The organism is Xylella taiwanensis, from assembly GCF_013177435.1.
Classification (GTDB): domain Bacteria; phylum Pseudomonadota; class Gammaproteobacteria; order Xanthomonadales; family Xanthomonadaceae; genus Xylella; species Xylella taiwanensis.
The window spans coordinates 2,799,263-2,824,877 of sequence record NZ_CP053627.1; the positions used below are offsets into that span (position 1 = coordinate 2,799,263).

Below are 25,615 nucleotides of genomic sequence, written 5' to 3' on the forward strand. Positions count from 1 at the left end.
TCACAGTACTTGCGCAATTGATGATGACATCAAAGTTTATTTCTTGGGTTCAAGCAGTTTTGCTTAGGTTTTTTTGTGTCAGACACCCCTTGATGGAAAGGCATAAAGCGCACTACAGTCCCATCAGTATGATTGAGCATTATTCTCCACTCCGAAGTAGAAGATCACAGAGGGATTTACCATCTTTACCAATCGCGCACCACTGACTTGGGCACCCATCTCCAACTGGCTGCCTCTCTGTGGAAGGCAACGAGTGAGAGGCAGGTTCGACAACCCTTACATAAGACTCCATGTATTCAGCCAATGCCTTTACCGCCATCCTTCGGCACACACTGGCCCGGATGTAACTGATTCATCAGCTTTAAACCTATTCGAAGACAATGTCGGTTATATGGCCAATCTCAACCTTAGCAACGTAGGAACTGATCCACACCATTCTGGTCTACAAGCATAGCCATGCAATAACTTATCGCCTGCCACCGCTTCCAATGGCCCATTACGCAACATCCACTTTGCTTATCCAGCAAGATGGGAGCAATACTCCCACGATCAGGGTACAGCGTTACACCCATCTTCCTCCGAACAATTGAGGCTCAAGTGCGCATTTTGGTCATCGAAGACAACAGCGATATCGCCGCCAATCTGGGCGATTACCTTGAAGACCGCGGCCACGCCGTGGATTTCGCCGCCGATGGTGTGACCGGCTTGCATTTGGCCGTAGTCCACGAATTCGACGCCATCGTGCTCGACCTGAATCTGCCTGGCATGGATGGTATTGAAATCTGCCGCAAGTTGCGCAACGAAGCACGCAAACAGACCCCAGTGCTAATGTTGACAGCACGCGACTCACTGGATAACAAGCTGGCGGGCTTCGACTCGGGTGCTGACGACTACTTGATCAAACCATTCGCTTTGCAAGAAGTTGAAGTTCGCTTGAACGCACTATCGCGCCGTGGCAAAGGCCTGCAGACCCGGGTACTGGAGACAGGCGATCTGGAGTACAACCTCGACACACTGGAGGTGCGCCGCCGCGGTAAGCTGCTGCAGCTCAACCCAACCGCGTTGAAGATACTGCAAGCACTGATGGAAGCCACTCCAGCCGTGGTGACCCGCCAGGAGCTAGAGACTCGTGTGTGGGGTGAGGAACTACCGGACTCGGACTCGCTGCGCGTGCATATCCACGGGTTACGCGCAGTCGTTGACAAGCCTTTCGACGTACCATTGATACAAACTCGTCATGGGATCGGATACCGCATCGCCACACCCGATGCCTGAATCTGAGACACACCCACGTTCGACAGGGCGGCACGCGCGCTACCGGCGCCGGTTGAGAAGCCGAATCATTTTGTCCTTCTTATTGCTTGGCTTTGCACTGACTTCACTGTTTGCATTTGCCACAAATTGGGCGCGCGCGCGCGTAGAAAACCAGCTCGTTGAAGAATTGATGAATCGCAACATCGACGAGTATGCCAAACGCTACTACATCGACCCATCGCATAGCCCAGATCTGCCAGTACAGCAGATGAAAGCCTTCTACTATCCACGTGATAAATTTGACCGCGTCAGGTTAGAACGCCCTGATTGGGCAGCACTTCCCAATGGCAATCACAATGTGATCGGCCTAGACAATACCGGAAAACTATTTGCGTATTATAAACTCGCGGTACGCAAAGCTGATGATGCTTGGTTTTTTTTGGCCTACGACATGACGGAGGCTATACGTGGTGAGCGACAGCTCAAACGTGCCTTATACATTTCTGTGTTGGTATTCAGTGGGCTGTCCCTGCTTATCGGATGGTGGTCGGCCTCGAAAGTGATGAAACCGGTTTCAGACTTAGCGACGCTGCTACGTACTTATCGTGGTCAAACCACTAATCCAAAACCCCTCGCCCCCCACTTTCCAGATGATGAAGTCGGTGAGCTTGCCCGCGCATTGGACGATTATTCGAGTCGGCTCACTGAGGTAGTACAAAGAGATCGTGAATTCAACGCAGACGTCAGTCACGAATTGCGTACACCACTGGCTGTCATCCGGGGTGCAACTGAACTGTTACTCACCAAACCCGAACTGGATCCGAAGATCCAACAACGTATCCAACGTATCCAACGCGCTGAACAGCAATGCAGCGACCTGATCGGCGCGTTGTTGTTGCTTTCGCGCAACGAACGCGGTCATGGAAGCAGCAATGTCGCCAAGGTTGCTGAACAGTTACTGGATTCGCATCGCGCCCAGCTCGGCGGCAAACGAATCGAACTCATTTTGGAGGGTAAACGTGATCTAACGGTGAATGTACCGGAATCCGCACTGTCAGTGGCATTGGGAAATCTGATTGGCAACGCAGTCAAGTACACCCTTGAAGGACGAGTCATGGTGCGAGTGCTTGAAGAAGCGGTTGAAATACAGGATACGGGGCCTGGCCTCAGCGAACAGGACGCCGCCAAACTGTTCCAACGTGGGTATCGCGGTACCCACGCAGGACACTCGCAAGGTGGTGGTATTGGGCTATCGATAGTAAGCCGATTATGTGACTTGTACGGTTGGAAAGTCAGCGTGCGGCCAGGAGACACGTGTGGAGTCATTGCTATGTTACGTTTCTTTAAATAACCCAATATCAAACTCACCCACTTTACTGACCAACAGTTAAAAACATTTAGAGTAAGCAAGAACTATTAACGCTATCCATCAGTGGATCGAATCTACCCATACATTCATAGATTCGTATAACACTCTATTTTCCACATCGGACCGGTAATTTGTGCATCTCCAATCTGGGGTTCATGCGTTCAGTACTCTATGTGACGGATAACAACCACACATCACATCCACTACCAAAACCTTTTAACAAGTGACACACAATTTATATTTGATCATCCCAATGATGAGTTGATGCCTCTCGGTAATGCTAACAACCTATCTGATCAACACTCGGAAAAGCAGAAGCAAGAACGCGATAGCGCGCATCCAATTTGGATACCTGCCCGCCTAAATGGGCGGGATCTCCATCGTTAACCACAACATCATCAGCTATAGCTAAGCGCGCTCTGCGTCCAGTCTGAGCCGCAATCATCAAGGACGCCAACTCAGAGTCAATCCCATCACGCTGCATCAGCCGTGCATGTTGTACTTCCGGTATGACATCTACAACCAGAATACGCTGCAACCAAGGGTATCCGATGCGGCCACCAGCCTCGGCCAAGAGTGGAATGACAACAAGCACATATGGACCTGTTGCTGCCACAGCAGCCTGTCTCAACCGCGCCCGGACCACCGGATGGACAATAGATTCCAACGCGCTGCGCTCAGCCGCATCGGCGAACACACGCTGGCGCAAACAACGACGATCAAGCCGACCATCAACCTGCAGGATCTGACTGCCAAACCTGGCAACGATGCAATCGAGCAGTGGACCAGGCTCAACCACTTGGCGCGCAATTGTATCTGCATCAACAACAGTCGTGCTCAACGCTTCGAACATCTGCGCGAGTGTGCTTTTGCCGCAAGCAATACCTCCAGTGAGACCAACCGCATAGGCACTCATCAAGTCCAACCTCACCGGATACTGAATAACTCCAGATAGGTATTGATGATCTGATCGCCGAAAAAGAACACGATCCACCCACCGATTGCCAGATATGGTCCAAATGGGATCATCGTCGTGCGATTGTGGCCACGCCCAACAAGCCACATTGAACCCAACACCACCCCAGCCAGTGACGAAATCAAAATGATCGAGAGAATACCCTTCAACCCACACCATGCGCCAAGCGCGGCTAGCATCTTGAAGTCACCGTTGCCCATACCCTCCTTGTTACAGATCAGTTTGAACAACGCAGCCACAGTCCACAGGGATAAATAACCGACTGCCGCCCCTAACAACGCAGGTTTGGCTGGCATAAATAGGTGATCCATCGATCCGATCAAACCCAGCCACATGAGCGTCAACGTTAATTGGTCAGGCAACAGCCGAGTACGCAAATCGATCCCAGCCAACACGACCAGGAAACAACTGAACACAATTGCCCCAAAACCTTGCCAACCGAATCCAAAACGCCAAACGCTGGCCAGCACCAGCACGCAAGTCAGCAATTCGACCAACGGATACTGCAATGAGAGCGGATTGCCACTGTAACGAGAGCGTCCACGTAGCAACAGCCAACTAAGCACTGGGATGTTTTCCCACCACTTCAGCCGATCACCAGTCACTGGATCGTGGGAAGGCTCGACCACAATTCCCGGTGGCGGCGGATCATAAATGTCTGGAATCTCCAGGATTTCGCGCGCGTCCCGCTTCCATTGCCATTCCAAACGCCGGGGCAAACGTAAGATCACCACATTGAGAAAACTACCAAACAACAATCCCAGACCGGCCGCGACGGGATAGCCAAGACCGGGATGCTGGTCGAGAAATGCCATAACGTTTTATCCAACTACAGAAGCAAGCTTGAAGATCGGCAAATACATAGCAATGACCATGCCGCCGACGATAACACCAATAAAAACCATGATCAGCGGTTCCAACAAGCTGCTGAGCCCGTCCACCGCGTTACCGACTTCCTGTTCGTAGTATTCGGCAACTTTAAATAGCATTGCATCCAGAGCGCCTGCTTCCTCACCAATGGCAGTCATCTGCACCACCATATGGGGGAATAAACCAACTTGCCTCATTGCCATATTTATCGCATAGCCAACAGAGACATCATCACGCATCCGTAGCACGGCATCCGCGTAGACCTTATTGCCGGTTGCACCAGCAACAATACCCAATGCCTCTACCAGTGGCACACCTGCACGGAAAGTAACGGCTGTCGTTCGCGAGAAACGAGCAAGTGCGCTGTTATGCATGATCCTCCCGATTATTGGGAACCGCAACACCAACCTATCTAGCATGTGCTGCATGTACACCGAGCGCTTGTAAGTAAAGATGGCACCACCGATAACAACAATCAGCAACACCAGCATGACCCACCACCACTGCTGCATGAATTTGGAAATATTGACGATCATCTGAGTGAATGCGGGCAACTCCGCTCCGAATCCTTTGAACACATCCTCAAACTGCGGCACCACATATACCAACAAGACCGAACTGACAATGAGAGCAACCGAGACGACAGCAGCAGGATAGAACAACGCCTTACGGATTTTACTCTTCAGAGCCTCGATGTTCTCCTTATAACTGGCAATCGTATCGAGCACCGTCTCCAGCACACCCGCACGCTCACCCGCCCTGACCAGATTGCGATACAGCTCATCGAAATGCACCGGATGCTTGCTGATTGCCTCGTACAGTGAGGAACCACCTTCAATATCATTTTTAATTTGGTTGACCATCGTACGCATACGCGGATTCTTCTGGCCGTTCACCAGGATATCCAACGCTCCGACAATAGGGACCCCAGCTTTCATCATCGTTGCCATCTGGCGACTAAAAAAGGCAATGTCCTTTGCAGTAATCCGCCTGCCTGCTTGACCAAACAGCGGCTTGGGCTTGGGTCTGACCACATGAGGGGTGATGCCTTGGCGACGTAGCTCAGCACGCAACAGACTCGCCGTACGTGCCGTCTGTTCTCCCTTGATCTTGATACCACGCTTGTCAGTTCCTTCCCAAAGGAAGGAGGTCAACGGCGTGCTGGGACTCCCAGCACGCGAGGCATTTACAGCAGTACGTGTTGCAAAGATCAACTCTGTTCTCCCATCCACCGTCCCCAAGCGGACCGATGACGCATGGTAGCTGGTTCTTGAAAACATGGCAGCAAAATCTGGAAACTCCTGATCAATAGCTCCATTTACGTTCTTAATTAAAATGCCCAGCTTTTAGGAAGTGACGCTAAATGACACATATTGACCATTTACGTCCCCTCGAATAACGGATCGCAATTCTTAAAAAAATGCCTGCCAAAATTTATTCATTCAGGCATCATCCTTTCGGAATGAAGTGTATTGTTTTATCGGAATCTAGTTCGTATTTCCAGTTTAAATAACAGCGCCGCAATAAACGGCTGCCTATGAGTTTTCTTCATCCATACGCTTAATCAGTAACCGAACTTATTAAAGGTATACACATGAAAAAGCAACAAGGTTTTAACTTGATCGAACTGATGATCGTGATTGCGATCATTGCCATCCTGGCGGCCATTGCTCTGCCCATGTACCAGAATTATGTCGCCAGGGCTCAAGTCACGGCGGCACTGGCCGAGATTACGCCAGGCAGAGCACAAGCCGAAGTCCGTATTACTGATGGAGTAGCTGCAACCAATCTTCCGAACGATATCGGTCTGCGCAACACCACCTCTCGTTGCGGCATTACCGTCACTATCGATCCCGCTAAAACAAGTACAATCGTATGCACGATTATTGGCAATGCTCAGGTCAACGGTCAAACCATCACGTTGACTCGTACCCCCGATACAGCTGGAGGCAATGCTACTGGGGGTGTGTGGACTTGCACCACTAGCGTTGCTGCCGCGTTGAGACCAGCAGGCTGTACTGCTCCTGCTACTACTAGTACTGGTACTTAACGTGGGCAGTAAGGCGATCAATGGCTAATATCCGCGTTCTCCTAACGTGATCAAATCAATGAGAAGCCCGCCTTCATGGCGGGCCTTCCAGTAGTAACCCTATAAGGTATCAGCGTTATACTAAGCTAACACTTTAAAACGGAATACTACTTTTAAAGGCACCTGAAGCTTTTTTATTCTGAATTATATTAATACATGATAGATGGGATCTAACGAAGCATTCCTTTAAATTTAGATAAGTATTATTTTTGTGACTTTTTTCACACTCTTATCCAAAAAGAATCGCAAAAATATTTAGAATAAACTCTCTTTTTGTTCGCAATACCAATACTCATTCGATCCGAAAAAAGCAGTCACCCATCAATGAGCGTATCCGAAAGCATACAAGCCATTGAGGAGGGGCTATATCGGTGCTATTAAACATCAGCACACCACGCCATGTGGACGCTTAACAAATATAAATGAACCCCACCCTTCCATTAAGATTCCAAGAACAATAAGTAATCAGCTGAAACACTCCATTTTGGTTCACGCGACATCCTAAAATTTATCCTTCTGCACCCTCATCCTCTATTCAGCATGGTGAAACACTTACCATCTCCCCTCCAGGATGATTAGGAACGGGAGAAGTGGGATTTTCTCCCCACTTGAACGGATAAAAAGTCCATCGACACCTCCCATGTCACTCCCAATCAGATCATCACCACACTCCAACAGGTCGAAAACCACGCACAGGTGACAACAACGATAGCGTCAGCAAACTCTCAGTTCAGCCACGTTCTACACCCCGCGCACCCCACCCAAGCAACATAGCTACTCGACCGAAGAAGTGGAATCGGTAACTTGAAAGATGTCGCCCAGATCCGACTCAACGCCCGCCTGCCTGATGAAAGAGACGATGGCAAAAAATGGCGATGCCTACTCAACCTCGGAAAACAATCAAATGTGCCATTGACAACAATCAATCGCACCCGTTACAGCGTCGAGATCAATTAAAAACTGGTATCGCCATCAGGAAAAAATCAGCAAGCAAAATGACCAGAGTGCCAATGGATGAATACTCTTGACCACGGCTCACCAAATTGAAAATTGGAGCCATGTTGACTGCACCTTTATAACGTGAAGGAGAGAAGCCAGACATCACCGCGTCAAATGTATCTGCTCTACCTAAAGGTGAAGTTTGACACGCAGATCGAACCTAAAATACGGATGATTTAGAAGAAATCCAGAACAGTGGGCAGCGCCTGAGACGCTGCGTCTAACATTGCGGATCGACTTCATGCACCTCCAGCTCGGCAACGCATGCTGCTTCCAGCGGTTCAACGTACTAGAAGACCGCAATCGCGAAAGCCTGGCAATCGGGTCACTATCCTCGGCCTGTACCACACATCTCCTGGGACAAATCATCCACTGATGCGGACATCGGGCCCCCGGCAGTCAAAGATAATCCGCCGAGAAAACGCCACGGAATACCTCTGAATGCTGGACATCTGAAAGCAACACAACGTCATCAAGCGCGACAAGCCCACCGTTACCGACAGTCGAAATTGGCCAGCACCTGTTTTACATCCATCGAACAAGAGTAAGACACCACACCCTGCTACCTCTGGAGATACCGCCATCTGCACTCAGCCTCATCGCCTGCCCACGTAGCAGTCGACGTTAATCACCTCATGCCACGATTGGAGCGACCGCTAAAAATCGGAAATGACACCACCCTGACCCCATCCCACCCATTGCATTCACATTTTGCTCCACCGATGCAGCCAGCGTTGCCAAAGCTCTTTCAATACAACCGTCTCAGGCTATCACTCCTCCAGAATTCCTCTAGAAAACAGCGCTCTAACCTGCAAGAACATGCCCTCCAGGCACTGATAAATGTCCCCTGTGATCCCAAAGCATTGCAGTGACCTCAAAGTACACATCCTAGACGCAGCGATGCCCCATATGCCGCTTCGTTGGAACACAACAACAGCACGCGTGATCGCCGCGCAACCTTCAGAGAAGCAAAGACAAGCAACCCCTTTTCGGGATCGAACCGCAGCTTGGGTTCAATACGCCCCCGGAAGCGAACATGTTACTGGCACTACATGCGATCAGCACTCGAAAACGAACACACCGCAGTTGCCACGATTGGCAACATTGCGAGCCTGACCCAAACCTTTCATTGACCGCATCGTTGACAACAACAATAGGTTACCAAGGCCCCAAACACGGCGGTGGATCAACGCTGCACCCTCACCATACAGATAGGCATTGAGACTTCCCCTGAAGTGACCCTGTACGCCAGTGCCCATGACCAAGTGCGTTCCATCGTTTCCCTGCACGTGCAGCACGCTGCACAAACAGGCAACTCAATCAAACGAAGGCAAGCGATTGTTATCAATGCTAACATAACCCCTTGAGAGGCGATATGCTCTGCCAAGCCGCCGTTTGATGGGGCCGTCCTCGAGATCCGTTGCCATCCCAGCAGCGGCATTATTTGGAACAATTCTCATTTATTCCGTGACATGTGGAAAAATAACAGTAGATACTCACCTAATACAGCATTTTGCAAACACTCTCTCCCAAGAAACAATAGGAGTCACACATCAAATTAATTATTGACTTTTATCTGATATTTGGCATGCCTCCTGCTTAACCCATCTTTTCAATACTGGACAAAATGTTCATTAACGCTAACAAAGGAAGGATTCATCATGAAACAGCAGGAAGGTTTTACTTTGATCGAACTGATGATCGTGATGGCGATCATTGCCATCCTGGCCACCATCGCTCTGCCCATGTACCAACATTACGTCGCCAAATCTCAAGTCACGGCGGCACTGGCCGACATCACACCAGGCAAGACACAAACCGAGGCACGTATTGCCAATGGAATGCCGCGCACCATGCTTCCCAATGATCTTGATCTGCGTGCCACCACGACTCATTGCCATCACATTGATGTCATTGTCGATTCAACGAACACCTGGTTCAGAACCTGGGATTCGTTAAACCCTCGTCATTCCAGTTCCAGAATCACTTGTACGATTCATGGCAATGCTCAGGTCAACAATAAAATCATCGAATGGATGCGTCTCCCCGAAGTTCCGGACTTCTCTATTGAGGGCGGCCTCTTTGATGACAATGACAATAATTTGAATGGGCAATGGTTCTGCCTCACCAACGTTGACAAAGCATTGAGACCCCCAGGCTGTGAGGACTCTTTACCCAGGATCTGGACGCCCCAGGGCTCGTGATAGATGTCGCATAACGGCAAATACTGACCCAATACGGCACTTTGAAAACACTCACTCCCCCCAAAAATAATGTGCGACCAGCATCAATCTCTTTTTTTGATATTAATCACATAATTGGCACGCCTCCTGCTTAAGTCATCTTGCCAGTACTGGACAACACGTCCAGCAACGCTGGATTTCTCACCAACGCTTAAGGATTCATCATGAAAAAGCAGGAAGGTTTTACTTTGATCGAGCTGATGATCGTGATTGCGATCATTGCCATCCTGGCCGCTATCGCTCTGCCCATGTACCAGAATTATGTCGCCAGATCTCAAGTCGCGACGGCACTGGCCGACATCACACCAGGCAAGGTCCAAGCAGAGATTCTTTTTACTGACGCAAGGGGAACATCAGCCATCACTACTCCGGAAACTATCGGTCTGCGTACCTCTAGTACTCGTTGCAGTACCATTGGTGTCAATATCACGCCAAGCACTGGCATTGGCGAAATAGCATGTACGATTATTGGCAATGCTCAGGTCAACGGTCAAACTATTAGATGGAATCGTAGCGCCGATAACGCCTCAGGCCAAGGTGGCACTAATAATGGTGGCTTGTGGAGCTGCACCACAAACGTTGCCGCAACGTTGAGCCCAACAACCTGCACTGTTACTGCCGCTGCTGCTGGTTCTAAGTAATGCCGGCAGCAACATGATCCATGGTTAATGTCCACGTTCTCCTAACGTGATCGATGTCGATGAGAAGCCCGCCTTGATGGCGGGCTTCTTGGTGAATACGGTAAGACGTTACCGATATAGCGTGCTTGTCTTTGCAAGACAAACGTATCCGCCCAAACAATTCCTCAGCGGGTCACCGTGTTGGACGCTCCCCCGAAAACGCGTGCCTGTGAAGACATGGCAATCCATCCACTCTTTCAATCTGAATTTTTGCTCATCCGGGCTGTCAGTTGCTGACAGCAAGGCCACATTAAGAGACTAAATAAAATTATTATAAATCAATATTTTATGAATTATCCTAAGCAGCAGAAACGACTTTCGACATCTTTGTAGATGCCGTCGATGTATAACCTGCACGGTCTCTCTTTCACCGGGGAAAGCATCAAAAAATCCGCTGGATTCAACTTGATCGCACCGCTGATTGTCATGGCGAACATGGCTCTCCTGACGGTTATCGGGTGCAGCCCTTATCAAACGTATATTGCCAAGATTCATATGGATGTCGCCCTGGCCAGCCTCCAAGCTGGAGAAACCACCACCGAGACTCTCATCCAGAAACAGCAGCATGCCACCCCGATCGACGCGACGCATCCAGGTCCCCACACCACCCATTACGGCTCGTACGTTCAAGCACGCTTTGACAACACCGGTGCCGGTGCGATCATCTGCACACCCCCGGTAAACCGTTTTATCGATAATCTGACATGAGCGCTACTGGAGATGCGACGGAAGCACCTTCGATCAACGTATCCGTTCCAATGATTGCTCATTGGGAAAGCCGGGTGACACCATACTTTAAAGCCGTGTAACCAGAGAATTTTTTATGAACGCAGCCCACTCCGCCAATCTTGTCGGCATTACCGGTATCGCCCGTCGCCTGGTCCAGGATGGCAGCATTGAAGAAGCCACCGCACGCATCGCTCAAGATCAAGCAACGGCCGCCAAGGTACCTTTACCACAGTGGTTGATCGATAAAAAACTGGTCAGTGCAGCAAAGTTGGCCGCCGCCAATGCACTTGAGTTCGGGATGCCGCTGCTGGATGTCTCTGCGTTCGACCCTAATCACAGTGCAATGAGTTTGATCAACGAAGATCTGCTGCTGAAGCATCAGGTGTTACCGTTATTTAAACGCGGCAATCGACTGTTCGTCGGAATCAGCAACCCAACCCAGACCCAGGCTCTGGACGACATCAAGTTCCACACCAATTTGGTCGTAGAGCCGATTCTGGTTGACGAAGACCAGATACGGCGTACGCTCGAACAATGGCAGTCCAGGAGCGGTGCGCTCAGCGCTGGATTGGCGGAGGATGACACCGGCATCGAAGGCTTGGACATCGCCGGCGGAGATGACGATGGGATGAGCGGCGATGCCGGCGTCGATGCTAAGAGCGATGACACGCCGGTCGTCAAATTCGTCAACAAGGTGCTGATCGATGCCATCCGGCGCGGCGCATCGGACATCCATTTTGAACCATACGAAGAGGATTACCGGGTCCGATTCCGGATCGATGGTCTGCTGAAGAGTGTGGCAAAGGCACCAAACAAGTTGAACCAGCGTATCGCCGCACGTTTGAAAGTCATGTCGCAACTGGATATCGCGGAAAAGCGGGTCCCGCAAGACGGGCGTATCAAGCTCAATCTATCGAAAACCAAGCAGGTCGATTTCCGCGTCAGTACACTGCCAACGCTGTTCGGCGAGAAAGTCGTACTGCGTATCCTGGATGGCAGTGCGGCAAAGCTGGGTATCGACAAGCTCGGTTACGAGCCTGACCAACAGGCCCTCTTTCTGGAAGCGATCCACAGACCCTACGGAATGGTCTTGGTCACTGGTCCGACCGGTTCGGGTAAGACGGTATCGCTTTACACCGCACTAGGCATCCTCAACGACGAAACACGCAATATCTCCACAGCCGAGGATCCTGTAGAAATCCGGCTGCCTGGGGTCAATCAGGTACAACAAAACAACAAGCGCGGCATGACGTTCGCTGCAGCGTTACGTTCGTTTCTGCGTCAGGATCCAGATGTCATCATGGTCGGCGAAATCCGGGATCTTGAAACCGCTGAAATCGCCATCAAAGCCGCGCAAACCGGTCACATGGTGCTCTCCACATTGCATACCAATGATGCGCCGCAAACCATCGCGCGTCTCATGAACATGGGGATTGCGCCGTACAACATCACCTCGTCAGTGACATTGGTGATCGCACAGCGGTTGGCACGGCGGCTGTGCAATCAATGTAAGCGGCCGGTTCAATTGCCGGCGAATGCATTGCTGGCCGAAGGGTTCACGCAGGCGCAGATCGATGCAGGGCTCGAACTGTACGAACCCGTCGGTTGCGACGAATGCACCGAAGGCTACAAAGGCCGCACAGGTATTTATCAAGTGATGCCAATTACGGACGGGATTGCTTCGATTGTTTTAACCGGCGGTAATGCGTTGCAAATCGCCGAGGAGGCGCGCCGCATCGGCATCCACGACCTGCGCCAGTCGGCACTGCTCAAAGTCGCTCAGGGCGTGACGGGATTGGCCGAAATCAACCGGGTCACCAAAGATTAGGCATCAGGCTCAGCCGTTGATGGCTGAGCCAATGCACCAATCATCCGCGATGCATGAGGAAGAGAGGTGAGCTGTTGCCTGTCTCTTCTCGTCACTCCATCCCCAGCTTCTTTAGTTTGTAACGCAACGCACGGAAGGTGATGCCGAGTTGAGCGGCTGTCTTTGTCTTATTCCAGCGATTCTCTTCCAGAGCTTTCTGAATGGCAGCACGTTCTAACTGCTCCATGTACGACGGCAGGGCAGCGGGTGTGTTCTCATCCTCCGCCGGTACTGATGGGTCTACAGACACAATTGGGGAAGCTGTGTGCACTACTGGAAGCGGCGATCCCTGTCCATGGAGACCGCCTTGGGGCAGGTGCAGATCCGCAGCACCGATATCATCGTCTTCGGTCAGCGCCAGAGCACGCTCCAGAATGTTCTCCAATTCACGCACGTTACCCGGGAACGGATAATGATCTAAGACCTCTAAGGCGGAGGGTGAGAGCAACGGGATCGACCGCCCATTGGTGTGCGCCAAGCGAGCCACAATGGCTGCGGCCAGATGTGGCAAATCACCAGTGCGCTCCCGCAGCGGCGGGACACGTATTTCGATCACATTGATGCGGTAGTACAAGTCGTGGCGGAAGCGGCCATCGGCAATCAGGTCACTGAGATCTTTGTGGGTCGCCGACAAAATACGCACATCTACTGGCACTTCGGCGGCTGCCCCGATGGGGCGTATCGATTTCTCCTGAATCGCACGCAGTAGTTTGACCTGCATGTGCAACGGTAATTCGGCAATTTCGTCCAGGAATAAAGTACCTCCGCCAGCACTTTGAAATAAACCGGGTTTATCAGTATGAGCACCGGTGAAACTCCCTTTCTTGTGGCCGAAAAATTCGCTTTCCATGAGATCCGCAGGGATCGCACCACAATTGACCGGGACGAACGGTCCAGCCGCACGCACGCTCTGTTCGTGGATGGTGCGTGCAACCAGTTCTTTGCCAACTCCGGATTCACCAAGGATATAAACCGGGGCTTGGCTACGCGCCACTTTAGCGATGGTGGCCCGAAGCTGGGCCATGGGTGCGGATTCGCCAAGGAGACGTCGGTCAGGACCTTGTGGCTGAGTTGACACGACAGTGCGGTCGCGATTGTTCAGTTCCAAGGCATGGCGGACGATGCCACGCAGCACGTTTAAATCGACTGGTTTGCTGACGAAGTCAAAAGCACCTGCTTTGAGCGCTTCTACAGCCAGTTCCATATTGCCGAAAGCAGTAATCATCGCCACCGGGGTACGCGGGTAGTGGCGCACGATCTTGTTCACCAAGTCGATGCCACTACCGTCAGGTAAACGCATATCAGTGATGCAAAGGTTGAACGAATCAGATTCAAGTAATGCGTGCGCTTCTGCCAGATTAGCAGCCGTGCTGATGCGAAGCCCCATACGACCTAGCGTAAGGATTAAAAGTTCACGGATGTCACGCTCGTCATCGACGATGAGAGCACTGCGGGATTCGTTCATGAAGGCCAAGATAACGCAGCGTACTAAAGATCGACAATTCCCGTCGTTTTTCGCCGCATAGCGCACATGGGAGATGTTGATCGCACATTAAGGTTGCAATATGAAATGGTGGTGCTAACACACCACAGTAAGCACGTCCTCCGCAAAATCCACAGGGATACTGGAAACTCACTCTGGCATCAGTGCATAAGGACCCGGCAAGGTGATCCGAAAGCAGGCACCACCGCTCGGAATGGCCACGTACTCAAGATTAGATTGATTCGCGTTGCACAGTTCACGAGCAATGTATAGACCAAGACCCGTGCCGTGTTCGGAAGTAGTGAAAAAAGGCTGAAAAAGCTGTGAAACAACTGTATCAGGAATGCCGGGACCTTGATCGACAACATCAATCATGACACTGCGTCCGGCATCTACCAACTGAATACGTACCTGTGCCGGGATATCTGGCAGGCGTCCATAACGTAACGCGTTGTGGGTAAGGACGGCGAGGATCTGGTACAGGTGGCGTGGATCCACAAGTGCCTGCATGGTAGTACGCAGGGTTTGTATCTCCAGGTTGTCATATTCGGCTGACAATGTCTGGCGGTATTCATCGACAAAGCGGGTCACGAACCCGACTAAATCCAAATTTTCTGGGTTAGCGCGTTCGCGTCGTGCCAGGCCAAGCACGCTCTCGACGATCCCATTGGTACGCTGGCACTGCCGTAGGATGATCTGCAACAGACGCTGATCGGCTTCGTCAAGATTGGAAGATTCTTCCAGGAGCTGCGATGCATGTTTGATTGCGGCCAGAGGATTGCGAATCTCATGCGCCAAACTGGCTGAAAATCGTCCAAGCGCCAACAAGGTCAATGACTCAGCACGGCGTGAAACTACGCTGGCATCATCAAGGAAGATTAATGTCAATCCGTTGTCGGCAAGCAGGCTCACAAAGCGAGGCTGTACTTCGGGTTGATCCGGCGCTAATCGCAACGGGGTATCTTCGTAGTGTCGGCCGATGCGCCAAGACTGGAGCCGCCTTGCCAATTCCGGGGCAACCGTAGTTAGTTCGTAACCACTCTCGGCCAATTGTCTGTCGTATCCCAGCAACGCAGCAGCGGTTTCGTTACTCAGGCTGATTCGATTGGTGGTATCCACCACCAACACCCCGTTACGCATACGTCGAATAATCAGCTCGTTGATCTCTGACAAGTTGACTATCTGAGCACGACGCTTTTCAGCCAGAGTCTGACTGGATCTGGCCCGCTGCGCGGCTTGATGACAGATGTACGCAACTGCAGTATAGCTAGTGACAAACATGGCCAGTTCGGCCAGTGGACGTGAGGATCCACCTTCGCTCAGTGCAGTCCAGATGTATTCCACAAGCGTCGCAACCCCAGCAATCACAGCCAGGATCATGCTCAGGCGCAACCGCAATAAGATGGCGGCAGCAGCGACATTGAACAACAACATCATCGCAATGCCAGCACTCGCTTTAGGCATGGCGTGGATAGTCAGGGTAGCGGCCAAGATATCGGCAACAGCACTTCCGAAGACTATCGGGGTCAACCAGCGCTCACTGCGACCCCAGACCAACAAGATAGTAGCCAACAGCAAGTAGCCGATTGCGACAGCCACTCCCAAATGTGGATCACTCTCCGGACTTACCAACGTCGATACCGGACTGAATACCAAGGCGGCGATCAATCCGGCCTCCAACACCCGATACAACGCGAAGAAATACAGTTCACGTTGCGGAGCAAATTCAATCCGATGAATCAGCGAAGCGCTGAACAACACGTGGGGTAGCTCTATAGGGAGAAAAGGGATCACCGAGTATAGGCAGGACCGTCAGCAATGTGCCGAATTAATACCGACTAACGTGCCAACATTGCGAGGAATACCATCGGGACCAATGCAATAACCACATAATTAATTTTGCGCTGCCTACTATAGTGGGCGACAATGGGCAGCCCGCTTGCGCCCACTACGGTGTCTGCCATCGGTAGATATCCTACCTTGCATAGCGATCGCTTCCATTTTCCACGGTGACGCATGAATTTCCACGAATACCAGGCGAAACAACTGTTTGCCGAATACGGCATCCCTGTTCCGGCCGGACGCATCGCGTCTTCGGTCGATGAAGCGGTTAAGGCCGCCAAATCTTTAGGCGACGGCCCATGGATGGTCAAGGCTCAGATTCATACGGGCGGCCGTGCTAAGTCCGGCGGCGTGAAATTTTGCAAGACAACCGACGAGGTGAAACAGGCCGCCGCAGCAATGCTCGGTACCAAGATGGCGACTTACCAGTCAGCAGGTGTTGCTCTTCCGGTGAATCTGGTCTTGGTGACCGAAGCTGGTGAAATCGCTAAAGAACTCTATCTGTCGGTGTTAGTAGATCGTGGTACACGTTCGATCACCTACATCGCATCATCCGAGGGCGGTGTGGATATTGAGCAGGTCGCCGCTGAAACTCCTGAAAAAATTCAAACGCTCAATGTCGACTTCGTGGAAGGCCTGCAGCCATACCAAGGGCGCGAAATTGGCTTCAACCTTGGCCTGGAGGCCAAACAAGTCAATCAGCTATCCAAAATCATGGTTGGCCTATATCAATTGTTCAACGACAGAGATTTGTCTTTGATCGAATTGAATCCATTAGCAATCCTGGGCAATGGCAACTTGTACGCACTGGATGGCAAAATCAACTCCGACGACAACGCGACGTTCCGCCATAAAGAATTGGCCGCGATGCGCGACAAAACCCAGGAGGACGAAACCGAGGTTCTGGCTTCGGAGAGCGATCTGAACTACGTCACTATGGATGGCAACATCGGCTGCATGGTCAACGGTGCCGGACTGGCCATGGCCACCATGGATGTGATCAAGCTCAATGGCGGCGAACCGGCAAATTTCCTTGATGTAGGCGGCGGCGCTACCAAAGAGCGTGTGACCACCGCATTCAAACTGATCCTTTCCTCAAACAAGGTCAAAGCCATCTTTGTGAATATATTCGGTGGCATTGTCCGCTGCGACATGATTGCCGAAGGCATCATCGCTGCAATCAAAGAAGTGGGTGTCAAGGTGCCTGTTATCGTACGCTTAGAAGGCACTAATGTGGACGCTGGCAAACAACTGCTGGCCACATCCGGCCTAGCCATTATCCCAGCCGACGACATCAACGACGGCGCGAGGAAGGCCGTCGCCGCTGTTACCATCTGAACCCACCGAGAACCTTTAGGAATTCAACATGTCTGTACTAGTTAATAAAAATACGAAGGTGATCGTGCAGGGCTTTACCGGTCAACAAGGGACCTTCCATGCCACTCAGATGGTGGAATACGGCACTCAAGTCGTCGGTGGTGTCACCCCTGGCAAGGGAGGCAATACCCATATCGGTCTGCCGGTATTCAACACTGTGCGTGAAGCCGTCGAGAACACAGGTGCTGACGCCTCGGTTATCTACGTACCACCACCGTTTGCAGCCGATGCGATTTTGGAAGCAGCTTCGGCAGGCATCAAAGTCATCGTGGCTATTACAGAAGGTATTCCGGTACTGGACATGCTGCGAGTTAAAAATGTACTTAAAGCGTATCCTGAAACCACATTGATCGGACCAAACTGCCCAGGTGTTATTACCCCAGGCGAATGTAAGATCGGGATCATGCCGGGCCATATCCACAAGCCAGGTCATATAGGTATTGTGTCGCGCTCTGGTACGTTGACTTACGAAGCTGTGAAACAAACTACTGACGTCGGCCTAGGTCAGTCAACCTGCATTGGTATCGGTGGCGATCCAATCAACGGTCTGAACTTCATTGATGCGCTAAAGCTGTTCAACAACGATCCACAGACCAGGGGTATCATCATGGTGGGGGAGATCGGCGGGGATGCCGAAGAAGCCGGCGCTGAGTACATCCAACAACATGTGAGCAAGCCAGTAGTTGGGTTTATCGCTGGTGCATCCGCACCGAAAGGCAAACGCATGGGCCATGCCGGTGCCATCGCTTCGGGGGGATCAGGGACAGCGGAAGGCAAGTTTACTGCGATGGAAAAAGCCGGCGTTAAGACTGTACGTTCACCAGGGGATTTGGGCGCGGCGATTGCTTTGTTGGTAAAGTAAACCACTCTGGAAAATTGCTTTCTCAAAGTTTTTCAAAAACATCCCAGTAGGTACAGCTTAAAACGGTTTAAGGTAAACGACGAGATCTCCGGAAACTCGGAGACCTAGTTGCTCTTGTCATATGCTGGCATTTAAGCATCTTCGATTTCCATCCCATCATCCAGGCACTACTTATCAGTGTAAAGTACACACGGAATAATTACCGCACTTATACTCACCTATGCATTTATTATTAATAATGATCTCGATAGAATCCGATTCACTTGCCAATACAGAAACTGGAAAAAATCCGCCCAAGTAGTTCATCAGGACTCATGCGCCCATTGATTTCACCCAGTGCGTGATAAGCCAAACGAAGTTCTTCTGCGGTCAATTCTAAATGTTCGTATGCGAACTGTGCATTGGCATCCACTACATGCGCAGCCGCACGTTGCAAAGCCTGCACATGGCGCAACCGTGCCGAAAATTCACCTTCGACCACTTCGGTCGCCTCGCCAAGCGCCAACGCACGCAGGCGTGCCTGCAATGTTTCCAGGCCAGCACCCGTCATTGCAGACACTGCGATCACATCTGACCCTAATGCAGGCGGCTCCGCAAGCAAGTCAAGTTTGTTATGGATCCAAAGTACACGCGGCACTGAAGTAAGAGCATCTATCACCGTAGCACGGCCAATCTGCGGATTGCAGGCATCCAACACCACCAGTGCCAAGTCAGCACGCTGCAATTCGCTGAGGGTACGACGCATACCTTCGCGCTCAATTGCATCGCCCCCGTCACGTAACCCAGCAGTGTCAACCAAAACAAACTCCAAGCCATCGAAATGCACACTCTCACGCAATGTGTCACGAGTCGTACCGGCAACATCGGTTACGATCGCACGCTCACTACCAATCAAAGCATTGAGTAGTGAACTTTTACCAACATTCGGAGGACCAACCAAAACGGTATATAGTCCATCGCAAAGACGCCTCCCATGCTCAGCCTCTCGAAGTAACTGTGTCAGTTCAACACACAAGGTCTGTAATGCAGTACGTATCTGGACACCATCAAATGTATCCAGCGATTCATCGGCAAAGTCGATTGCTGCTTCAACGTGAATACGCAGCCTGACTAACTGTTCGGCTAATGCCTCGCAGCGCCGCGAAAAGACTCCATCCAGCGATCTGCGAGCAGCACGAGCAGCACGCAAGTCACCAGCACCGATCAGATCGGCGATTGCCTCGGCTTGTATCAGATCAAATTTACCGTTGAGAAAGGCACGTTCACTAAATTCGCCGGGGCGGGCTTGCCGCGCTCCTAGCCTCACACATCGCATCAATAGCTGGCGTAGCAACAGCGGGCTGCCGTGCCCTTGCAACTCCAATACATCTTCGCCAGTGAAGCTATGTGGGGCAGGAAACCATAGCGCCAACCCATCATCAATGGCTTCATCATCGATATCGAGAAAACGTGTGTAATGTGCATGTCGTGGCCGTAACGTGGCAATACCTAGACCACTTGCAATATTTTTTATCAATGGACCAGAAACGCGCACTATCCCTATTCCAGCACTACCGGACGCGGTGGCAATCGCAGCGATGGTGTCGTTCAAATAGGCTGGGCACTGGCTCATAATTTCGTCAGCTTCATACGCACCTGTTTCGCACCAGAACCTTGTGGTTGAAGATCCAAGTAAATCGTATAAGCTTTTCGCGCTTTATCTTTATTGTTTAATCGCAAATAGACATCACCAAGATTTAGCTGTGCGACCGCACGTGAGGGATCTATTTTGAGCGTGTTCTCCAACCACCGTACAGCTTGTGCGTATTGTCCCTGACGAAAATACACAAAACCAAGATTATTAGCCGCCAGTGCAAAGTTTGGACGCAACTCCAGCGCCTCGGAAAATTTATCAGCAGCTTCCATATAACGCTTCTCTTTGTATAACTGCAACCCCAGATCATTTGCACGCTGAGCTAGCTGCCTTTTACTAAGCTTCCCAGTAGGAAGCAATGACAAAGTGGCCTCGCTAGCTTGTAGATTTTTGACTGTGGCTGATCTAAGCACAGTCGCATTTTGACGTACCTGTTTAGCACCGAGTGTAGAGTTTGTGGACCCAACACGACGGTTCAAAGTAATCTTATCGACTAGTAACTGTGCTGTCTGACTCGTCAGAACTCCCTCACGCCTGGGTATCTCGAACACAAATTCCCCCCCCTGTGAACCAGCCAAGTTACCGAATGTTGGGGTTTGTGCTGATACTGCCGACACCGCTGGCACCACGTATGCCGCCAATTCAGTACCAGTGATCAATCCGTCATCATTAAAGTCAGCACGGCCAGACAACGCTTGCAATAACACCCAAGTGAAGACAGAATGGCCGTTGGGGCCTCTATCAGTGACTGGCTGGTCAGCCGCACCAGCAGTGAGCATTTGACGACTCATTCGGTTATTACTCGTACGCCAGCGAGCACCAGTCTCTGTTTCCCCATGCGTGAAATCCAAACCGCTATAGCAAGCATCTATGACGAAGAGTACATTTTTAGCCTCAAAGTTCTTAGCGATGTTCTGTATTTCGGTCATTGAGATTGCATCATCTGCAAAATTCGCTGGATTCGAATCAGCAGGAATGATATAATTCAAGTTTGGCCCGAAGGAGGGCCGACGTGTAGCGCCATGACCAGCAAAGAAGACAAACAGACGATCATTTTTTTGTATACGACCATTAGCCAACTGACCGTTAAACGCAGCCAGAATTTTATCGCGAGTGGCCTCACGGTTCTTCAGTAAAATTACTTGTGAAGATGGAAAGCCAAGCGATTCAATCAGCGTGTTGGCAATCGCATCAGCGTCGTTAGCTGCGTATTTCAATTTTGGCCACTTGATATAGTCATCGACACCAATCACTGTTGCCCAAGAATGTATGGCGGTAGTTCCTCTCCCTGTATCATCGGTGTCGACCTTTATAGCTTGACTATGATTAACACTAAAGCCATGGCCATCCCAACCAGCAAATTGGTAGCCATCAGCGATAAGTTGATCCAGGATCTGTGGTAGTGCTTTAACTGCACGGTCATGAATATCGTGAAACAAAATGATGCCACGTTGTTTTTTAGCCACCTGCGCGAGTACACGCCGCACGACTGAATTTGGAACTGGATCGGCCCAGTCAAGCGAATCGATATTCCATCCCACTGATTTAAGGCCGATTTCAGCTAGCAACCGCAGCCCCTCAGCATTACGCGCACCATACGGGAAGCGGAATAGTGGTGCGCGCCTTTCATCCACTGCACGCAACATTGTATCGGCATCCATCACCTCTCTACGAAGCGCTGTGCCACTAAGCTTAGACAACAGGTCATGGGTCATACTATGGTTACCAACGGCATAGCCTTGTTCCATTAGCTCGTGGCTAATTTTAGATAAGGGGCCTAGTCGCGGTTTTCCAGCCCTATCCAATCTGCCAAGATTGCGTCCAACCTCAAAGAACACCGCTGGTACAGCGTAGCGTTGTAAGATTGCCTTGATTTCATTGGTATAGACTCGGTGTGGGCCATCATCGAAAGTAAGTACTAGCGTTTTAAACGGTAATTCATTACCAAACACTTCAAGTTCGCTTCCTTCGATTGATATCGGATCAGCTTCGATGACTGCATAATCACGCAAAATCATTTTACGTGTGTAAGAACGACGCAAATACGCCATGTAGTCATCCCACTTTTCACGCTTAAGAACAATTCCTCGATTGTGATCAAAAGAATTAGATATCCGAGTAATTTCCTGGTTGTAGGTATGTTCAATCTGAGTTAGTGCATCCAGATCTTCATGAATACGTTGACGCAATTTTATTGCCGGAAGCGCCGAATCATGGCTAATACGAGCGTCAAGATCGTTTAGCGTTTCACGAAACGCTAAACGATCAGCATCATAGAGCTCAGGTGCGGATTCAATATAATCGAGCATTATTGTCAAAGTATCAAAACGGTTAACCGCACCAGAAGTAAGCAATGTATCAATTCGTTTAGAAAACGCGGCGCGTTGATTCAATCCTTCATTAAATAACATCTGCCCAACTTGAGTCGAAGTAACACGCTCCCGAGACGTATGTACATCATCATCCGTGAGAAGCACCATAATGCGGCGGTAATTCTCCAACTGTTGATGCAACGAGGCAAGAAGCGGCTTGAGATGCTGTGTATCAGGAGGATGTTTAACGTTAACTGAAATGGCAGCTATAGGTACTGCAGACTCGATAGGTGTCGATTGACGCTTACAAGCCACTAGCGTCAGAAATATACACAATTGCAGAAAGAAAGAACTGAACAGTGTAGTTTGATTACCCATGGGGGATCATATTTTATTAAGAAATAAGAAATTTAAGATATGAAAAATAAGAACAATTAAGGAATAACCAGAGGAGTAAATATAATACCTATTTAATGTTGGTCTTACCTCTTTTACGCGGAAAATCGGCATTTTGACGGATCATCCACCACTGGATTAGCAAATTTAATCCGCCATTGATCACCCAATACAATGCTAAACCAGACGGTACAAAAGCCATCATCACACCAAAAATCAATGGCATCAGCTGCATCATCCTTTCACTCATAGGATCCATACCAGCTGGAGTCGGAGTCAATTTCTGCGTCGTCCACATGATTGCTATGTTAAGAATCGGCAAGATAAAATAAGGATCGCGCGTAGTCAGATCCTGGATCCAACCCAGCCAAGGCGCTTGACGCAACTCTACTGACTCAACCAATACCCAATACAACGCAAAAAAGATCGGCATCTGAATTACGATTGGTAAGCAGCCCCCCATAGGATTAATTTTTTCTTTCTTATACAGTTCCATCATCGCTTGCTGAAACTTTTGTCGATCCTCACCATAACGTTCCTTAAGCTGCTGCAACCGCGGTTGAAACTTGCGCATCTTCGCTGCGGATTTATATTGGGCAGCACTTAACGGATACATGACAATACGAAGCAAAACTACCAAACCTACAATCGCCCACCCCCAGTTATGCAAAAGACTGTTCAGGTGATTCAATATCCAAAACAAACCCTGACCAATCACTGCCATCAACTGAAACCGACTGTAGTCAACAACGCGATCTAACCCCTTGACCTGTTCCTGAGCAATTTGGTCAACCAGCTTCGGACCCACCCACAATCGGGCTTCGGTGATTACACTCTGCCCCGGCGCTACACTGAAAGCCGGCCCACGCAGCTCAGCTATGTCATGTGAACCATCCTGAGCTAATAAATACAATGATGCTTGATCTTTCTGTGGGATCCATGCAGTAAAAAAGTGATGTTGAAGCAGTGCGATCCAACCACCAACGATTTCTCGATTCAGGCCACCATCATCCATATAATCCTTAAATGCACGACGTTCATAACCACCTTTCTCACTGTACCAAACAGCACCGTTAAAACTGAACGAATCTGGATTAGTCATCGAGCGATTTAAGATATTAGGTACCCGGCTCAACTTGCGAAAGACATAAGCGCTCCAAGGTATCTCGCCACCATTATAAACCTCATCCTTAATTACGATCGCATAGCTGCCACGTTCAAAGCTAAAAGTTCGGCGGATACTGACTCCATTTGCAGCAGTCCAAATAAATGGCACCACTAAACGGTTCTGATTTTGAGCCAAGTTATATGAAACGCTTGGTTGCTCAGGACGAAAGGTGCTCAAACTAGGGACTGGAGAATTATTTTGGCTCATCCAACCACTAGTCGCACTGTAAGGATAGGATGGGTTATCGGTGAGCAATTTAACTGGCTGAGCAAGTCCATCTTTGCTTTGAGGAAAGCGTAACAAATCGGCAGAAAGTACACTAAATCCATCTAATTTTAGCTGTAGCACATCAGTTGTTACATTGATCACAGGTACTCTTGGATCAGATGCAATTAATTGTGAGTTCTGTTGAAGCGGAACTGTAGATGCAGCTGCCTTAACTTGTGGCATTTCGTGTTCCACATTGCTGTGAACAGCAAAATTATGAGAAGCTGAAAATTCTAATGCCACGTTTTTATTTTTACCCCATTCCATACACAATAGTGTTGCTACTACTAGCCAGGAAAATATCAGGAATACACGAGTCTGGTTCATCAAGAAAAATTTCTCGGGCAGTCGGAACGGGGTTTTAATTTGTTTATTTACGGGAACACTTACTCTGGAAAAGCGGTGGCATTGTGTTATCAATTGCGGTTAAAGGCAATGCTCCGATGCGCCGTAATAATGACAAGAAAGCTATACACAAGTCAGCATTACTGACATTTCGGGCAGTCTGACGAACAACCACCACATAGTCACCTGGCACTAAATTAGAAGCAATTTGGCGCATGGTCTCACGGAGGACACGCTTGACCCGATTACGATTAACTGCGCGTATATCAACCTTCCGAGAAACTACTAGACCCAAGCGAACTGGTCCGGAAGTTGGTCGATGGTGCAACCTCAATAGCATGCTACCCTTATGACAGCCTTGCTTAAAGATCACAGAATATTCTGAACGCAAACAAACCCTAGCGGAACGAGGAAACCGCTTACGTGAATTTAATGTACCCACATGACAGAGACAAAATTGACTTTTAGCTGCGTGTGGCAGCATATAGTAATTAAGCACTCAAACGCTTGCGGCCCTTAGCGCGACGGCGAGCTAGAATTTTACGGCCATCGGCAGTTGCCATCCGTACCCGAAAGCCGTGATCACGTTTACGCTTGAGATTACTAGGTTGGTATGTACGCTTGGTGGCCATAGGCCCTCCATTTTACTCTATGATCTGTGAAATTAAATCGGCTATCATTGTACAAGAATTCATCAGATCCTTGTCAAGGAGGCTTTTGTGAATGATCTCATGAATAAGTCTGGGAAAAATCCGCTTCCAATGATAGTCTGATATCCAATTTCATGATTCCCTGAGCTGCTTACACATCATCTTTGCTTAACGCTAAGCAGCCCATTACTGATGACAACATTG

20 protein-coding genes are annotated in these 25,615 nt (G+C 49.9%); 9 read left to right on the plus strand and 11 right to left on the minus strand.

Features of this window, described 5'->3' with window-relative positions; genetic code table 11:
• The first annotated feature begins 597 nt into the window (after positions 1-597).
• Both PLS229_RS11740 and PLS229_RS11745 read left to right on the plus strand, forming a co-directional pair.
• Complete coding sequence (locus PLS229_RS11740) at positions 598-1,275, plus strand: response regulator transcription factor (RefSeq protein ID WP_038269661.1); 678 nt, start codon at positions 598-600, stop codon at positions 1,273-1,275.
• Entirely contained in the window at positions 1,268-2,605 is a 1,338-nt protein-coding gene (locus PLS229_RS11745) for a sensor histidine kinase (RefSeq protein WP_038269659.1), read from the plus strand. Before PLS229_RS11740 ends, PLS229_RS11745 begins: the two co-directional genes overlap by 8 nt.
• Before the next feature lie 298 nt (positions 2,606-2,903).
• Here PLS229_RS11745 and coaE read toward each other — a convergent pair whose 3' ends face one another.
• The 3 genes from coaE to PLS229_RS11760 are packed head-to-tail and all read right to left on the minus strand — an operon-like array spanning position 2,904 to position 5,623.
• Entirely contained in the window at positions 2,904-3,539 is a 636-nt protein-coding gene (gene coaE / locus PLS229_RS11750; protein ID WP_038269657.1) for a dephospho-CoA kinase, read from the minus strand.
• An 11-nt stretch (positions 3,540-3,550) separates the two neighbouring features.
• Entirely contained in the window at positions 3,551-4,414 is an 864-nt protein-coding gene (locus tag PLS229_RS11755) for a prepilin peptidase (RefSeq protein WP_038269655.1), read from the minus strand.
• A gap of 6 nt (positions 4,415-4,420) precedes the next feature.
• The gene (locus tag PLS229_RS11760) at positions 4,421-5,623 is read right to left on the minus strand and encodes a type II secretion system F family protein (RefSeq protein ID WP_114867231.1); all 1,203 of its coding nucleotides are present in this window, start codon (positions 5,621-5,623) and stop codon (positions 4,421-4,423) included.
• Between the two features lie 440 nt (positions 5,624-6,063).
• On the opposite strand from PLS229_RS11760, the gene PLS229_RS11765 reads away from it, so the two are divergent.
• Positions 6,064-6,519: a pilin gene (locus PLS229_RS11765; RefSeq protein WP_038269653.1), complete on the plus strand. Its 456-nt coding sequence runs from the start codon at positions 6,064-6,066 to the stop codon at positions 6,517-6,519.
• Positions 6,520-8,615: 2,096 nt separating this feature from the next.
• On the opposite strand, the gene PLS229_RS11770 is transcribed toward PLS229_RS11765, so the two are convergent.
• Entirely contained in the window at positions 8,616-8,822 is a 207-nt protein-coding gene (locus PLS229_RS11770; protein ID WP_152536555.1) for a hypothetical protein, read from the minus strand.
• A gap of 396 nt (positions 8,823-9,218) precedes the next feature.
• On the opposite strand from PLS229_RS11770, the gene PLS229_RS11775 reads away from it, so the two are divergent.
• From PLS229_RS11775 to pilB, 4 genes are all read left to right on the plus strand, one after another.
• Positions 9,219-9,761, plus strand: a complete 543-nt coding sequence (locus PLS229_RS11775) for a pilin (protein WP_038269649.1) — start codon at positions 9,219-9,221, stop codon at positions 9,759-9,761.
• Between the two features lie 203 nt (positions 9,762-9,964).
• Complete coding sequence (locus tag PLS229_RS11780; RefSeq protein ID WP_038269647.1) at positions 9,965-10,441, plus strand: pilin; 477 nt, start codon at positions 9,965-9,967, stop codon at positions 10,439-10,441.
• 444 nt (positions 10,442-10,885) lie between these two features.
• Positions 10,886-11,188 (plus strand): hypothetical protein, encoded by a 303-nt coding sequence (locus PLS229_RS11785; protein ID WP_162814113.1) that lies wholly within the window; start codon positions 10,886-10,888, stop codon positions 11,186-11,188.
• Positions 11,189-11,303: 115 nt separating this feature from the next.
• Positions 11,304-13,037 carry a type IV-A pilus assembly ATPase PilB gene (gene pilB, locus PLS229_RS11790; RefSeq protein ID WP_038269643.1) on the plus strand — a complete coding sequence of 578 codons (1,734 nt, stop codon included), beginning with the start codon at positions 11,304-11,306 and terminating at the stop codon, positions 13,035-13,037.
• Between the two features lie 91 nt (positions 13,038-13,128).
• Here pilB and PLS229_RS11795 read toward each other — a convergent pair whose 3' ends face one another.
• Both PLS229_RS11795 and PLS229_RS11800 read right to left on the minus strand, forming a co-directional pair.
• Positions 13,129-14,541, minus strand: coding sequence for a sigma-54-dependent transcriptional regulator (locus tag PLS229_RS11795; RefSeq protein WP_038269641.1), 1,413 nt, complete (start codon positions 14,539-14,541; stop codon positions 13,129-13,131).
• Between the two features lie 168 nt (positions 14,542-14,709).
• A complete protein-coding gene (locus PLS229_RS11800) occupies positions 14,710-16,320 on the minus strand; it encodes a sensor histidine kinase (protein WP_038269639.1) in 1,611 nt (536 codons plus the stop codon).
• A 255-nt stretch (positions 16,321-16,575) separates the two neighbouring features.
• Here PLS229_RS11800 and sucC point away from each other — a divergent pair, with 255 nt between their 5' ends.
• A complete protein-coding gene (sucC, locus tag PLS229_RS11805) occupies positions 16,576-17,739 on the plus strand; it encodes an ADP-forming succinate--CoA ligase subunit beta (protein ID WP_038269637.1) in 1,164 nt (387 codons plus the stop codon).
• Between the two features lie 28 nt (positions 17,740-17,767).
• Positions 17,768-18,640, plus strand: a complete 873-nt coding sequence (gene sucD / locus PLS229_RS11810) for a succinate--CoA ligase subunit alpha (protein WP_038269635.1) — start codon at positions 17,768-17,770, stop codon at positions 18,638-18,640.
• Positions 18,641-18,899: 259 nt separating this feature from the next.
• Here the strand turns inward: sucD and mnmE are convergent, their stop codons facing one another.
• The 5 genes from mnmE to rpmH form a co-directional block, all read right to left on the minus strand.
• Positions 18,900-20,252: a tRNA uridine-5-carboxymethylaminomethyl(34) synthesis GTPase MnmE gene (gene mnmE, locus PLS229_RS11815; RefSeq protein ID WP_038269633.1), complete on the minus strand. Its 1,353-nt coding sequence runs from the start codon at positions 20,250-20,252 to the stop codon at positions 18,900-18,902.
• The gene (locus tag PLS229_RS11820) at positions 20,249-22,963 is read right to left on the minus strand and encodes a polysaccharide deacetylase family protein (RefSeq protein WP_038269631.1); all 2,715 of its coding nucleotides are present in this window, start codon (positions 22,961-22,963) and stop codon (positions 20,249-20,251) included. Before PLS229_RS11820 ends, mnmE begins: the two co-directional genes overlap by 4 nt.
• A gap of 88 nt (positions 22,964-23,051) precedes the next feature.
• Entirely contained in the window at positions 23,052-24,743 is a 1,692-nt protein-coding gene (yidC, locus tag PLS229_RS11825) for a membrane protein insertase YidC (RefSeq protein ID WP_038269630.1), read from the minus strand.
• Between the two features lie 43 nt (positions 24,744-24,786).
• The gene (rnpA, locus tag PLS229_RS11830) at positions 24,787-25,245 is read right to left on the minus strand and encodes a ribonuclease P protein component (RefSeq protein ID WP_081755381.1); all 459 of its coding nucleotides are present in this window, start codon (positions 25,243-25,245) and stop codon (positions 24,787-24,789) included.
• A gap of 7 nt (positions 25,246-25,252) precedes the next feature.
• The gene (rpmH, locus tag PLS229_RS11835; protein WP_038269628.1) at positions 25,253-25,393 is read right to left on the minus strand and encodes a 50S ribosomal protein L34; all 141 of its coding nucleotides are present in this window, start codon (positions 25,391-25,393) and stop codon (positions 25,253-25,255) included.
• Positions 25,394-25,615 lie beyond the last annotated feature (222 nt).

Bases quoted from the DNA above. Each gene is read 5' to 3' on its own strand.
- PLS229_RS11745 (WP_038269659.1), top strand. From the start codon at position 1,268: ATGCCTGAATCTGAGACACACCCACGTTCGACAGGGCGGCACGCGCGC.
- coaE (WP_038269657.1), bottom strand. From the start codon at position 3,539: ATGAGTGCCTATGCGGTTGGTCTCACTGGAGGTATTGCTTGCGGCAAA.
- PLS229_RS11755 (WP_038269655.1), bottom strand. From the start codon at position 4,414: ATGGCATTTCTCGACCAGCATCCCGGTCTTGGCTATCCCGTCGCGGCC.
- PLS229_RS11765 (WP_038269653.1), top strand. From the start codon at position 6,064: ATGAAAAAGCAACAAGGTTTTAACTTGATCGAACTGATGATCGTGATT.
- PLS229_RS11775 (WP_038269649.1), top strand. From the start codon at position 9,219: ATGAAACAGCAGGAAGGTTTTACTTTGATCGAACTGATGATCGTGATG.
- PLS229_RS11780 (WP_038269647.1), top strand. From the start codon at position 9,965: ATGAAAAAGCAGGAAGGTTTTACTTTGATCGAGCTGATGATCGTGATT.
- pilB (WP_038269643.1), top strand. From the start codon at position 11,304: ATGAACGCAGCCCACTCCGCCAATCTTGTCGGCATTACCGGTATCGCC.
- PLS229_RS11795 (WP_038269641.1), bottom strand. From the start codon at position 14,541: ATGAACGAATCCCGCAGTGCTCTCATCGTCGATGACGAGCGTGACATC.
- sucC (WP_038269637.1), top strand. From the start codon at position 16,576: ATGAATTTCCACGAATACCAGGCGAAACAACTGTTTGCCGAATACGGC.
- sucD (WP_038269635.1), top strand. From the start codon at position 17,768: ATGTCTGTACTAGTTAATAAAAATACGAAGGTGATCGTGCAGGGCTTT.
- mnmE (WP_038269633.1), bottom strand. From the start codon at position 20,252: ATGAGCCAGTGCCCAGCCTATTTGAACGACACCATCGCTGCGATTGCC.
- PLS229_RS11820 (WP_038269631.1), bottom strand. From the start codon at position 22,963: ATGGGTAATCAAACTACACTGTTCAGTTCTTTCTTTCTGCAATTGTGT.
- yidC (WP_038269630.1), bottom strand. From the start codon at position 24,743: ATGAACCAGACTCGTGTATTCCTGATATTTTCCTGGCTAGTAGTAGCA.
- rnpA (WP_081755381.1), bottom strand. From the start codon at position 25,245: ATGCTGCCACACGCAGCTAAAAGTCAATTTTGTCTCTGTCATGTGGGT.
- rpmH (WP_038269628.1), bottom strand. From the start codon at position 25,393: ATGGCCACCAAGCGTACATACCAACCTAGTAATCTCAAGCGTAAACGT.